The sequence below is a fragment of the Paracoccaceae bacterium genome (genome assembly GCA_033344815.1).
In the GTDB taxonomy this organism is placed as follows: domain Bacteria; phylum Pseudomonadota; class Alphaproteobacteria; order Rhodobacterales; family Rhodobacteraceae; genus Roseobacter.
In genome coordinates this window covers 2,698,916-2,711,911 of record JAWPMR010000001.1, presented here as the reverse complement: position 1 = coordinate 2,711,911, position 12,996 = coordinate 2,698,916, and the positions used below count along the sequence as shown (strand labels likewise).

The 12,996-nt window shown below is 51.0% G+C and carries 14 protein-coding genes; 7 read left to right on the top strand and 7 right to left on the bottom strand.

The window, feature by feature from the left end:
- Positions 1–16: 16 nt before the first annotated feature.
- From rph to hemW, 3 genes are read left to right on the top strand one after another with little or no spacing between them, the layout of a single operon-like run.
- Positions 17–730 carry a ribonuclease PH gene (gene rph / locus R8G34_12585; protein MDW3223700.1) on the top strand — a complete coding sequence of 238 codons (714 nt, stop codon included), beginning with the start codon at positions 17–19 and terminating at the stop codon, positions 728–730.
- Entirely contained in the window at positions 727–1,338 is a 612-nt protein-coding gene (rdgB, locus tag R8G34_12580) for an RdgB/HAM1 family non-canonical purine NTP pyrophosphatase (protein MDW3223699.1), read from the top strand. Before rph ends, rdgB begins: the two co-directional genes overlap by 4 nt.
- Positions 1,331–2,488: a radical SAM family heme chaperone HemW gene (gene hemW / locus R8G34_12575; protein ID MDW3223698.1), complete on the top strand. Its 1,158-nt coding sequence runs from the start codon at positions 1,331–1,333 to the stop codon at positions 2,486–2,488. Before rdgB ends, hemW begins: the two co-directional genes overlap by 8 nt.
- Here hemW and R8G34_12570 read toward each other — a convergent pair.
- The 7 genes from R8G34_12570 to hemJ all read right to left on the bottom strand — a co-directional run bounded on the left by R8G34_12570 (position 2,485) and on the right by hemJ (position 9,877).
- Positions 2,485–3,384 carry a ParB/RepB/Spo0J family partition protein gene (locus R8G34_12570; protein ID MDW3223697.1) on the bottom strand — a complete coding sequence of 300 codons (900 nt, stop codon included), beginning with the start codon at positions 3,382–3,384 and terminating at the stop codon, positions 2,485–2,487. The genes hemW and R8G34_12570 overlap by 4 nt on opposite strands.
- A 10-nt stretch (positions 3,385–3,394) precedes the next feature.
- Positions 3,395–4,204 (bottom strand): ParA family protein, encoded by an 810-nt coding sequence (locus tag R8G34_12565; protein ID MDW3223696.1) that lies wholly within the window; start codon positions 4,202–4,204, stop codon positions 3,395–3,397.
- The gene (gene rsmG / locus R8G34_12560) at positions 4,197–4,802 is read right to left on the bottom strand and encodes a 16S rRNA (guanine(527)-N(7))-methyltransferase RsmG (protein MDW3223695.1); all 606 of its coding nucleotides are present in this window, start codon (positions 4,800–4,802) and stop codon (positions 4,197–4,199) included. Before rsmG ends, R8G34_12565 begins: the two co-directional genes overlap by 8 nt.
- Entirely contained in the window at positions 4,799–6,670 is a 1,872-nt protein-coding gene (gene mnmG, locus R8G34_12555) for a tRNA uridine-5-carboxymethylaminomethyl(34) synthesis enzyme MnmG (GenBank protein MDW3223694.1), read from the bottom strand. The genes rsmG and mnmG overlap by 4 nt, the downstream gene beginning before the upstream one ends.
- Positions 6,671–6,674: 4 nt before the next feature.
- Positions 6,675–7,961 carry a tRNA uridine-5-carboxymethylaminomethyl(34) synthesis GTPase MnmE gene (gene mnmE / locus R8G34_12550; GenBank protein MDW3223693.1) on the bottom strand — a complete coding sequence of 429 codons (1,287 nt, stop codon included), beginning with the start codon at positions 7,959–7,961 and terminating at the stop codon, positions 6,675–6,677.
- A 30-nt stretch (positions 7,962–7,991) separates the two neighbouring features.
- Positions 7,992–9,287 (bottom strand): transcription termination factor Rho, encoded by a 1,296-nt coding sequence (gene rho, locus R8G34_12545; GenBank protein MDW3223692.1) that lies wholly within the window; start codon positions 9,285–9,287, stop codon positions 7,992–7,994.
- Positions 9,288–9,427: 140 nt separating this feature from the next.
- Complete coding sequence (gene hemJ, locus R8G34_12540) at positions 9,428–9,877, bottom strand: protoporphyrinogen oxidase HemJ (protein MDW3223691.1); 450 nt, start codon at positions 9,875–9,877, stop codon at positions 9,428–9,430.
- Between the two features lie 404 nt (positions 9,878–10,281).
- Between hemJ and R8G34_12535 the strand changes: the two genes are divergently transcribed.
- Genes R8G34_12535 through dnaQ form a run of 4 tightly spaced genes read left to right on the top strand, consistent with a single transcriptional unit; the run spans position 10,282 to position 12,995 of the window.
- A complete protein-coding gene (locus R8G34_12535; protein MDW3223690.1) occupies positions 10,282–10,881 on the top strand; it encodes a Maf family protein in 600 nt (199 codons plus the stop codon).
- A complete protein-coding gene (locus R8G34_12530) occupies positions 10,878–11,726 on the top strand; it encodes a shikimate dehydrogenase (GenBank protein MDW3223689.1) in 849 nt (282 codons plus the stop codon). The genes R8G34_12535 and R8G34_12530 overlap by 4 nt, the downstream gene beginning before the upstream one ends.
- Positions 11,723–12,316 (top strand): dephospho-CoA kinase, encoded by a 594-nt coding sequence (coaE, locus tag R8G34_12525; protein MDW3223688.1) that lies wholly within the window; start codon positions 11,723–11,725, stop codon positions 12,314–12,316. The genes R8G34_12530 and coaE overlap by 4 nt, the downstream gene beginning before the upstream one ends.
- A complete protein-coding gene (gene dnaQ / locus R8G34_12520) occupies positions 12,309–12,995 on the top strand; it encodes a DNA polymerase III subunit epsilon (protein ID MDW3223687.1) in 687 nt (228 codons plus the stop codon). Before coaE ends, dnaQ begins: the two co-directional genes overlap by 8 nt.
- The last annotated feature ends 1 nt before the right edge of the window (position 12,996 follow it).

Here is a 12,996-nt window from a genome sequence, read left to right as displayed (position 1 = left end):
TAGTAAAGGATACCTCATGCGCCCTTCAAATCGAGCCCTTGATGAAATGCGAACTGTTTCGATCGAAACGGATTTCACGAAACATGCCGAAGGGTGTGCCCTGATCAAGATGGGTGACACGCATGTACTTTGCACTGCCACCATCGAGGATCGCGTTCCACCGTTTATAAAAGGATCGGGCCTTGGCTGGGTCACTGCTGAATATGGCATGCTGCCCCGCGCCACAAATACAAGAATGCGGCGTGAAGCAGCCTCTGGAAAACAGGGTGGGCGTACCGTTGAAATCCAACGCTTGATCGGGCGTTCTTTGCGGGCCGGTGTGGATCGTGTGGCCTTGGGCGAACGCCAGATCACAGTAGACTGTGATGTTTTGCAGGCGGACGGCGGTACACGCTGTGCGTCGATCACCGGGGGTTGGGTCGCCTTACGCCTGGCGGTCAACAAACTGATCAAGACGGGAGACGTGACGAGTGATCCGATGCCAGATCCGGTCGCGGCGATAAGCTGTGGTATTTACGCCGGACAGCCGGTTCTTGATCTTGATTATCCTGAGGATTCCGAGGCAGGCGTGGATGGCAATTTCATCATGACCGGATCACATCAACTGATTGAAATTCAGATGAGCGCCGAAGGGTCCGTCTTTTCCCGTGACCAAATGAACGCCCTGATGGATCTGGCTGAAAAAGGTGTGTCCGAACTGGCAGCAGCCCAGAAAGCAGCCACCGCATGAGCAGACGGTTTGACGCCAAACAAATCCTGATCGCGACCCATAACGCGGGCAAGCTCGAAGAAATGGAACAATTGTTCGCGCCATTTGGTGTGGCCGTGGTCGGTGCAGCGTCCCTGAATCTGGCGGAACCAGAAGAGACCGAAACAACTTTCGTCGGGAATGCACGCATCAAAGCCCGTGCAGCTGTGGACGCGACCGGATTGCCCGCTTTGGCCGACGATTCAGGCATAGAAGTTGAGGCACTTGATAACCAGCCCGGGGTCTTGACGGCGGATTGGGCAGAAACTCCGGATGGTCGCGATTTCATCATGGCTATGACAAAGACCCACAATATGCTTGAAGCTAAACACGCCGGACATCCACGCCGGGCAAGGTTTCGAGCAACACTGGTGCTGGCATGGCCGGATGGTCATGACGAGGTTTTTGAGGGTGCTGTGAACGGAACATTGGTCTGGCCTATTCGCGGCCAGGTTGGTCATGGATATGATCCGATGTTTCAGCCCGATGGGTATGATGAAACTTTCGCGGAAATGGAACCCAGTGAGAAAAACCGCATTAGTCATCGCGCGGATGCTTTTGGCAAATTGATTGCAGGTTGCTTTGGCTGAAGACTGGGAACAGGGTGGGTTTGGTCTTTATCTGCACTGGCCATTCTGTGAAGCCAAATGCCCTTATTGCGATTTCAACAGCCACGTGTCGCGGTCTATTGATCAGCAGGAATGGTGTAACGCTTATCTGAAAGAATTGGATCGCGCCGCCGGTGAAACACCAGGGCGCGTGCTGCATTCTTTATTTTTTGGTGGCGGTACACCGAGTCTGATGGACCCGGACACGGTCGCGCAAATCATTGAGCGAATACGGAAAAACTGGCCCTGCGCCAACGATCTGGAAATCACGCTGGAAGCGAATCCGAGTTCTGTCGAAGTCGGGCGTTTCCGGGCATTCCGGGATGGTGGCATCAACCGGATCTCTATGGGCATTCAAGCGCTAAGTGATTCCGACCTGCAACGTCTGGGGCGTCTGCATACAGCGGATGAGGCGATGCGCGCATTTGAGATTGCCCGCAAGACATTTGACCGGGTCAGTTTTGACCTTATCTATGCGCGTCAGGGGCAAACTCTTGAAACATGGCGGCAGGAATTGGAGCAGGCGTTATCGTTGCAACTCGATCACCTCTCCCTTTACCAATTGACGATTGAACAGGGGACCGCTTTCGGGGATCGGTATAATGCTGGGAAGTTAAGCGGCTTGCCTGATGAAGATCTAGGGGCCGATTTGTTTACGTTGACGCAGGATGTCTGCGATCAATACGGGCTGCCAGCCTATGAGGTATCAAATCACGCACGGGATGGTGCGCAGTCCCGCCACAATCTGATTTATTGGCGTTATGGCGATTACATAGGAATTGGCCCTGGCGCACATGGTCGTTTGACGCTTAAGGGCGCGCGGGTTGCAACAGAGTGTTATTCGAACCCCAAACGCTGGCTGGATGCGGCGCCTGATGGCGCAACAGAGCGTGCCCGGACTAGTCTTACCAAACCCGATCAAGCCAGTGAGTTTTTACTTATGGGCCTTCGCCTTAAGGAAGGCGTGAACCTTTCAAGGTACGAGGCATTGGCAGGCAAGCCATTGTGCCGGACCAAAATGGACGAATTGCAAGAACTTGGGATGATAAGCGTCCAAGACACACAATTATCTGTTTTAAATCAAGGTGTTATAATTTTAAATGCCGTAGTCGGAAAACTCCTCGAAGACTAATTTCCACTCAAAACGCGGCAAAGTTCGTCAAGCTCTTCAAGGGTTTTGTAGTGAAGAACCATCTGGCCTGACTCTTTACCCGGCTTATGATCAAGAACAACTTTCATCCCTAAGGCAGCGGACAGATCGCCCTCCAATGCCTTTGTATCCGCATCTTTGACCTCTGTTTTTGATATCTTCGCACCTTCCGAAATCCTGCCAGTTTCCGACGCGAGCTGTTTTTTCACCAATGCCTCAACCGCGCGGACAGAAAGCCCGCTCTTGATGATCTGACGCGCAATCTCCAGCGGGTCATTTGCGGTAATCAAAGCACGGGCGTGTCCAGCGGTGAGGTCACCTTGCCGCACCATCTCAACCACCTCGTCAGGGAGATTCAAAAGCCGCAGAAGATTGGCAATATGACTTCGACTTTTCCCCAGAGCTTCAGCCATTTTCTCCTGTGTATGCCCGAAGCGATCCATCAGTTGGCGGTAACCCACCGCCTCCTCGATCGGGTTTAAATCCGCTCGCTGGATGTTTTCGATGATGGCCACTTCGAGCACTTCAACATCCGTGAATGACCGGATAACAGCAGGAATTTCGTGTAGTTTCGCCATTTGGGCCGCGCGCCAACGTCGCTCACCTGCCACAATTTCGTATCGCCCGCTATGCAAGGCGCGAACAATCAACGGCTGAATGATGCCCTTTTCCTTGATAGACGCCGCGAGATCTTCAAGTTGCCCTTCTTCAAACCGCTTTCGCGGCTGGTCAGGGTTTGGCGATATTTGCTCAATGGGTATCAATCGTTCCGCTGTCGACGGTCCCGCGCTGGTGACTCGTTCGGTCTCCGCCACGTCAGACATCAATGCGGATAGGCCACGTCCTAGGCCACGTTTGCGATCTGCTCCACCTGCCATTTCGGCCCCCTTATGTCTCGATTTCGGTATTTCTGAAAAGTACTTCCTGCGCCAACGCCCGATACGCCCGGGCGCCCTTGGATGCCGTGTCATAACTTAGAACTGGCATAGCAAAAGAAGGCGCCTCACTGACCCGAACATTCCTTGGAATTCTGGTCTCAAAGACCAACTCGCCCAAATTGTCGCGGGCATCCTGTTCGACCTGCAAAGACAAATTGTTGCGCTGGTCATACATTGTTAAGACAACACCTTCGATACGCAGGTCCTTATTGCCACTCTGCCTCACTTCACGGATTGTTAACATTAACTGCGACAGCCCTTCCAAAGCAAAAAACTCGCTTTGCAACGGCACAAGGATAGAATGTGACGCAATCATTGCATTCACCGTTAAAAGATTAAGCGAAGGTGGGCAATCGATCAAAATATAGTCAAAGCCGAACGCATCCATCGCCGTTTGACGTAGCGCATCATGCAAAAGAAAACTGCGTTTTTCATTTGAAATCAATTCGATATCCGCTGAACTCAGATCAACAGTCGCTGGAATGATGAAAAGCCCCGGTGCTACAGTTGGTAAAACGATTTCTGCAAGATCGATATCATCCAAGAGCAAGTCATATGTCGTTAAAGCGCGGTCTTCCGTGTCGATACCCAAGCCTGTGGATGCATTGCCCTGCGGATCAAGATCAACCACTAGAACCTTTTTGCCAGCTTCTGCGAGTGCCGCGGCAAGGTTAATGGTTGTTGTCGTTTTACCAACTCCTCCCTTTTGATTTGCGACCGATATTATTTTCGGTCCTTCCGGGCGCGATAAGTCAGGCAACCTGAATATCCTTTACCTCTAAAATAGCGGCTTTTGGGTTTGTTATGCTTTTATGGATCCTAAGATCAAAAGACCATGCTTTTCGGGCCGCGGCCACTTCTTCTTCCCAAGACTCACCTTTAAGGAAAATCGCGCGACCAGATGGTTTCAAGTGCCGGTCAACAAAGTGCAATAATTGATGCAAATCCGCGAGTGCGCGCGCCGTCAGTATGTCGCAATCTGCAGGAGCGATTTTCTCGATACGACCCACAACTACAGAAGCCGGTAAGTCCAGCTCACGAATAACGGTTTTCAGAAATACAGATTTGCGAACATCGCTTTCCACCATGGTAACATGGCGTTGAGGATCCCCTTGCTTAGCCAAAATTGCGACAACTACGCCGGGAAGTCCGCCCCCGCTTCCGATGTCCATCCAATTCGGACGCTCGCCTGCATACCTGTAGATTTGGGCAGAATCCCATATATGCCTATCCCATAGATGTCTTATACTAGATTTAGATATCAGATTAATCGTCGGGTTCCACTTTTCTATGAGCAGCTGATAGTGCTCTAGTCGCCCCAATGTTTCACGTGAAACATCCAAATCTGACAAAATCACGCTGACTTCTTTCGTTGTTCTTGTCGAAGCTTCACCATCACCAAGGTCAATGCTGCTGGCGTCATACCGTCAATACGGGACATTTGCGCCAAACTAGCCGGACGCGCTACTTTTAATTTTGCTTTGAGTTCGTTCGAAAGACCATCCAGATCATCATATTGAAAAACCATTGGTATTTTTAGTTCTTCATCCTTTTGCAGCGACTCAATATCCCGTTGTTGTCGCTGCAAGTAATTAGCGTAGATCGCCTCCCGCTTCATTTGCTCGGCAATATCAGCATCGATTGAAGCAAGTTCTAAGTTGAGAGGCTTGATGTCCGAAAACGAAACCTCCGGAAAAGACAGTAACTGGATTGCTGTCCGGCGAGCGCCGTCTTGGTTGATGCTTATTCCGACCCGCGCAGCCTCCGCGGGCGTATAAGAATTTTTCTGCAGAATATGCCGCGCATCTTCGAGTTTTCCAGCTTTCTCTAGAAAAAGGGTGCGTCGTTGGTTACCAACGCATCCGAGCTCAATTCCCATGGGCGTAAGCCGTTGATCCGCATTATCGGCACGCAGTGACAGCCGAAACTCTGCCCGAGACGTAAACATACGATAAGGCTCCGTAACCCCGCGGGTCGTGAGATCATCCACCATGACACCGATATAACTATTGGAGCGCGAAAAATGAACCGGATCTTTGCCCTGCACCGCGAGAGCCGCATTCAACCCCGCGACCATCCCCTGCGCAGCCGCCTCTTCATACCCGGTTGTTCCGTTGATCTGACCAGCCAGATACAAACCGGGCACCTTTGGCAAAGCCAAGCCAGCATCCAACACCCGGGGATCTACATAATCATACTCAATCGCATACCCAGGCTGGAGAATAGCGGCCCTCTCCAGCCCGAAAATGGAGTTTACGTATTGTTTTTGCACCACTTCAGGCAAGGAGGTTGATATACCGTTTGGGTAAACTGTTGTGTTTGAATGGCTTTCAGGCTCCAGGAAAATGAGGTGCGAGTCCTTATCTTCAAACCGAACAACCTTGTCTTCGATTGAGGGGCAGTAGCGCGGGCCAATTCCGTCTATCCGACCACCATACATCGCCGACAGATCCAGATTCTTCCGAATAATGTCGTGAGTCTGGTTATTTGTGTGTGTGATACCACACGAAATCTGCTTCGCATCGACTTCAGAAGACATGAATGAAAAGAACGTTGGATTTTCATCGCCAGGCTGTTTTTCCAGAACATCCCAATTAATAGTTGTACCATCAAGTCGGGGCGGCGTGCCTGTTTTTAACCGACCCAGAGGTAAATCAAAGGAATCAATGCGCTCAGCCAGTCTTATTGACGCCTTGTCACCCATGCGTCCCCCCGAATAGGAGTCATCACCGATGTGAATGACACCGCGCAAAAAGGTGCCTGTAGTTAGAACAACACAAGACGCTTTGATCTCGCTCCCGTCTTTCAGCACCACTCCGCAAACGCCGTCCCCAGACATCAGAAAATCGACAACTTCCCCCAACACTACAGTTAGATCTTTTTGGCTTCTGGTTTCAGCCAGTATCTCTGACCGGTAGATTTGACGATCAGATTGAGCACGGGGTCCTTGAACCGCAGGACCTTTACGACGGTTCAAAAGTCGAAATTGAATACCAGCTTTATCTGCAACCCGCCCCATGACGCCATCCAAAGCATCAATTTCCCGAACCAAATGCCCTTTACCAAGTCCGCCAATCGCCGGATTGCAAGACATAACCCCTATTCCAGCTTCAGACAGTGTCACGAGGCCAGTGGAAGCGCCTAGTCGTGCAGACGCATGCGCCGCCTCAACGCCGGCATGACCGCCGCCTATTACAAGAACATCAAAATGTTTCACGTGAAACACTCCACTATTTTCCAAGACAAAAACTTGAAAAGATTTCATCCAGCAGGTTTTCTACATCAACCCGCCCCACCAGCGTTTCCAACTGTCGAATCGAAGCCCGCAATTCCTCCGCCGCTATATCATAACGGTCTGGCCCCTCGCCAACGACTTTCTTAGCAATATTTAGTCCTTCGAACGCATCCTGCATTGTAATACGATGCCGCTCATGGGTTGCCACGCCTACTTTAGCCGATCTTTCCGACAATACATCTTCTACTACAGACAACATTTCAGCCACACCGGCTCCTGTCTGACCAGAAACTCCACGTTTTGTAGGATCGCTAACATCCATTTTTGGCAGTAATACAATATCATTATCCAAGGGAGACAGGATTAATTTCTCATCCGGCCCAACCAGGAAGACGCGTAAGTCCGCCTCTTTTGCGCGCTTTACTGCTCGGGAAACACCAATGCTTTCGACCTGATCATCAGTTAATCTCAATCCCGCAGTATCAAGAAAAGTAACCGGCAGTCCCTTCAGGTCCATTCGGACCTCAATTACGTCACGCGTCGTTCCTGCAATTTCTGACGTGATTGCAGCCTCTCGCCCCGCCAAACGATTTAAGAGCGTTGACTTGCCAGCATTAGGAGGACCGACAATCGCAACCTCAAACCCAGTCCGAATACGCTCCGCGACAAAAGTTCCAGCTATTTCATCTGAAATATCACCGGTTACTACATCCAGTAAGGAAATCACCTCTGGGCTGACATCTAAAGGTACATCTTCATCCACGAAATCTATCGTAGCTTCCAGCAGGGCTGCCGCTCTGATCAGCTTTTTGCGCCACCCTTCCACGCGATGTCCCAATAATCCAGACAATACGCGAACAGCCTGCTGCCGTTGCGCTTCAGTTTCCGCGTCAATCAGATCGGCCATACCCTCGACTTGAACAAGGTCCAGCTTTTCGTTTTCTAAAGCTCTCCGAGTGAATTCTCCCGGATCTGCCATACGCACTTCAGCCTGCTTTGAAAGATTAGCCAATACGGCGCGCACGACCGACAGGCTGCCGTGAACGTGCAATTCAACCACATCTTCGCCCGTAAAACTTTTGGGCGCTTGAAAACATACTACAAGGGCGTGATCGAGAAGATTGCCATCAGAATCCGCCAGTGTCCTTACCGCTGCGACACGTGGATCAGGTAACCTTCCACACAGCAGCTCGGCCGACGCCCAGGCTTTAGGCCCGGAAACACGAATAACAGAAACCCCGGCTTTACCTTGAGCAGACGCCAGTGCAAAAATCGTATCCATTTATTTAACCCACTGTTTTTAAACAATAAGTTACGTATTCATAGAGTCGAAGAAGTCCGAATTTGTCTTTGTTTGTTTAAGCTTGGAGATCAGGAATTCAATGGCATCGGTGGTCCCCATCGGGTTCAGAATACGGCGCAAGACAAAGGTCTTCTGGAGATCAATTTTATCAACCAGCAGATCTTCTTTGCGAGTTCCTGATTTCAATATATCCATCGCTGGGAAAACACGTTTATCCGCGATCTTCCGGTCAAGTACAATTTCCGAATTACCCGTACCTTTGAACTCTTCAAAGATAACTTCATCCATACGGCTGCCCGTGTCGATTAGCGCAGTTGCAATAATCGTCAGTGACCCGCCTTCTTCGATGTTACGCGCGGCACCAAAGAAGCGTTTGGGGCGTTGAAGCGCATTGGCATCCACACCACCCGTCAGAACCTTACCCGAGGACGGCACAACCGTGTTGAATGCGCGACCAAGACGGGTAATGGAATCGAGAAGGATTACGACATCCCTCTTGTGTTCGACCAGGCGTTTCGCTTTTTCGATCACCATATCGGAAACCGCCACGTGCCGTGTTGCTGGCTCATCAAAAGTCGAAGAGACAACCTCTCCCTTCACCGACCGTTGCATATCCGTAACTTCTTCCGGACGCTCGTCGATAAGCAATACAATCAAATAGCATTCCGGATGATTTTTCTCGATTGAATTTGCGATATTCTGCAACAGGACTGTTTTACCCGTCCTCGGAGGCGCTACAATCAAAGACCGCTGACCTTTACCAATGGGTGCCACAAGGTCAATGATCCGCGAGGAGCGATCCTTGACCGTCGGGTCCTCGACTTCCATCGTCATGCGCTCATCAGGATAGAGCGGAGTCAGGTTTTCAAAAGCAACCTTGTGACGTGCTTTTTCGGGCTCTTCAAAATTGATCTTTGTCACATTGATCAGGGCAAAATAGCGCTCGTTGTCATCAGGTGCCTTGATCACCCCTTCGATGGTATCACCCGTTCGCAGGGAGTGTTTGCGGATCATCTCGGGTGACACATAGATGTCATCCGGGCCAGGAAGGTAATTGGCTTCCGGCGAACGCAGGAAACCGAATCCGTCCTGGAGCACTTCCAGCACCCCATCGCCGTATATCTCCCATCCTTCGTCCGCCCGCTCGCGCAGGATCTGGAACATCATTTCACCTTTACGCATGGTGGAAGCGTTCTCGATCTCAAGATCTTCTGCCATCGACAAAAGATCTTTGGGGCTTTTACGTTTGAGATCTGCGAGGTTCAGGGTCTCAAGCGTCTCCGGTACGGAGGGTGTGTCGGTCATGTCAGATGTCATGGAAATACCTGTGTTCAGCGACGGCTGTAACGCCCGCTGAATTGTGAGAGTAGAATTTTACGTCTGCTTCATCCCCGGACGGGGTGATGAGCGCTGTTTAAGCCGCGGCTAGCTCGGAGTCAATTCCTTCAGAACCGAACAACGACAGACAAAACGATCAACACCATAAGTAATGTCGGAACCTCATTCATCATCCTGTACTGACGACCGGTAAATCTGTTTGCCCCGTTCAGGAAATCCTTGCGGCGCAAACCCAGCCAATGGTGAAAAGTGGTCATTGCCAAAACACCCGCCGCTTTTGTCCAGGGCCAGATGTCTGACCAGTCTACCACACCTGGTGTGAAAACCAGACACAAGCCGAATACCCATGTTGCAATCATTGCAGGGTTCATGATGACACGAAGTAATTTCACTTCCATGGTCTGGAAGAGAACATGTGTATCGCCGCTTTGCCCAACTTGTTCAACATGGTAAACGTAAAGTCTGGGGAGATAAAACAAACCCGCCATCCAAGCAATGACCGACATGATATGGAATGCCTTGATCCAGGGATATCCAAGCACAAGTATGTCCGTCATCTTTCTCTCCGATCCATCTCGCTCTCTTATAAATATATAAAGAAAGATAAAAGGAGGATGATTTAGTAGGGCGCAAGACTTCTGTGGATTAAGGTTTTGTCAGATCAGTTATTCTGATGGGGAAAAAACTGTCAGATTTTCAAAACACTCCCTGTAGACTAATTTAAAATATATCAAAATCAAATAGTTAAAAAGTAAAAATCCAAACAGGATTTTGTGTAAATCTGTGGGTAAAATGGAAAAAATGCCCTTATACACAGCACCCTACTTATCATTGTCCGCATAGGTAGTATTTTTGAAAAAGGTCGTTTTCAGCACAATCAATCTTCCTCTTGCGTGAGGCTGCGGTTTTGCCCAGAAGAACATATTAAGAAATCCTTAACTCCGCTCACAGGGTTATACACATGCCGCAACAGCTTATTTTGGCCTCTGGCTCCGAAATCAGAGCGAAATTGCTACGGCAGTCTTGCGTTTCGTTTTCGGTTGATCCGGCCCGCGTCGATGAAGACATGGTGCGCGATGCTTTGTTGGCAGAGGCTGCACCCCCGCGCGACGTGGCCGACACGCTGGCGGAAATAAAGGCGCGCAAGATCAGTGAAAAACATCCCGGTGCACTCGTACTTGGGTGTGATCAGGTGTTGGATCATGGTGGGAAGCTGTTTTCAAAACCCGAAACGCCAGAGATGGCCGAGACCCAGTTGTGTCAGCTTCGAAATGACCGTCATAGTCTTTTGTCGGCCGCCGTGATCTGCGAGGATGGCAAGCCAATCTGGCGTCATATCGGGCAGGTTCGCCTGAGAATGCGTGATGCTACAGATGCTTACATCAAGGACTATGTGACGCGGAACTGGGACAGCATCCGCGATTCTGTCGGTGCCTATAAGATCGAAGAAGAAGGTGTGCGGTTGTTCACACGAATTGATGGCGATTATTTCAATATCCTCGGTTTACCTTTATTGGAACTTCTCGCCTATCTGACTTTGCGCGGAGACCTTGAAAGATGACCGATACGTCAAAACCCGTTGCGACCATCCCTTTGGCCGGCGTTATCGGGTCCCCGATTGCCCACTCAAGGTCCCCGCAGGTTCACCGCCACTGGCTAAAAAAATATGGCGTTAAAGGTTTCTATGTCCCGATGGATGTCGCGGCGCGTGATCTGCGCGATGTTTTAATGACATTGCCCAAGGCAGGGTTCGTCGGCGTCAATATAACGATCCCGCATAAAGAGGCTGTGCTGGGCATTGCGGACCTGATCACGGATCGCGCAACTTTGATAGGTGCGGCCAATACCCTCATTTTTCGCAAGGACGGAACAATTCACGCTGACAATACGGATGGGTATGGTTTCCTGGAAAACCTGAAGGCAGGAGCGCCAGACTGGCGACCCGCGGAGGGTGCGGCAGTAGTGCTTGGAGCGGGCGGTGCGTCCCGTGCGGTGATTGCCTCTTTATTGGAGTCAGGGGTTCCAGAAATTCTACTATCCAACAGAACCCGTGCGCGTGCGGATAAGTTAAAATCCGATTTTGGAAATCGGGTGCAAGTCATAGAATGGGTACAGGCTGGAAATATGTTGGAAGATGCCAGTCTGGTTGTGAATACGACGTCGCTCGGCATGGTGGGTAAGCCAGAGTTGCGCGTTCCTCTGGACGGGTTGAAGCAATCAACAGTCGTCACAGATCTGGTCTACACACCGTTGAAAACGCAGCTGCTGCGCATTGCCGAGGAAAAAGGATGCGTCACCGTTGATGGGCTTGGAATGCTATTACATCAGGCGGTGCCAGGGTTTGAGCGTTGGTTTGGACCGCGTCCGGAAGTAGATGATGAAACCCGCGTGGCTGTATTGGGCTGATGTTCAAGTTGGGCTTGACCGGGACGATCGGCATGGGGAAATCGACGACCGCCCAAATGTTTGCTGATGAAGGCTGCACGGTCTGGGATGCTGATGCGGCTGTCGAGCGCCTTTACGCCAAGGGGGGCGCAGCCGTCGGGCCGATTGGTGATGCCTTCCCCGACGCTGTTCATGCAGGGAAGGTATCACGTACGGACCTGCGTCGCATCGTGCAGACTCAAAGTGATGCATTGGCAAGAATTGAAAAAATTGTGCATCCTCTTGTCGCGCGAGACCGTGAAGCGTTTCTGGCCTCGGCTTTTTCGGACATTGCCGTTCTGGATATTCCGCTGTTGTTTGAAACGGACGGTCAGGCCGCAATGGACGCCGTCGCGTGCGTTACAGTCTCCGCTGAAGAGCAGGAAAAGCGCGTTCTGGCTCGGGGCACAATGTCGCGAGAAGCCTTTGAACAGATCCGCGCGAAACAGATGTCGAATGATGAAAAATGTGCGCGGTCTGATTTTGTCATCACGACGGACACGGTTGAACATGCGCGCGCTCAGGTTCAGAATGTGATCAGGCAGGTCAAAGAGAGAATTCGCGATGCGTGAAGTTGTGCTTGATACGGAAACAACGGGTTTTGACCCTCAATCGGGGGACCGGATCGTCGAGATTGGCGCCGTTGAACTGATGGGGCATATGGCCACGGGAAAGACGTATCATCAATATATCAACCCCGAACGTGCCATGCCGGAAGAGGCGTTTCAGGTGCATGGTCTGGGGGATGATTTCCTGCGTGACAAACCAAAATTCGCGCAAGTGGGGCAAGCGTTTCTGGACTTCATTGGCGATGCGAAACTGGTCATTCACAACGCATCCTTTGATATCAAATTCCTGAACGCGGAACTTAAATGGATGGGGCTGCCGCAGATCCCCTGGGAGCAAGCGATCGACACGCTCGACATGGCACGAAAAAGGTTTCCCGGTTCGCCTGCGTCTCTCGACGCTTTGTGCCGACGTTTCAATATCGACAATGCATCGCGCACCTTGCACGGCGCGCTGTTGGACAGTGAAATTCTGGCTGAAGTCTATTTAGAGCTGATCGGGGGTCGACAGCCGAATTTCGGGCTTTCCATGAAATCCCAGAACAAAAACGGAGCCGATGGGCAGGAATGGACGCCGCGCCCGCGCGCCACACCACTAAAATCACGCATCACGCAAAAAGAGGCCGCCGCCCATGCCGAATTTGTGGCAAAGCTGGGCGACGGCGCATTGTGGCTTAAATCCTGAG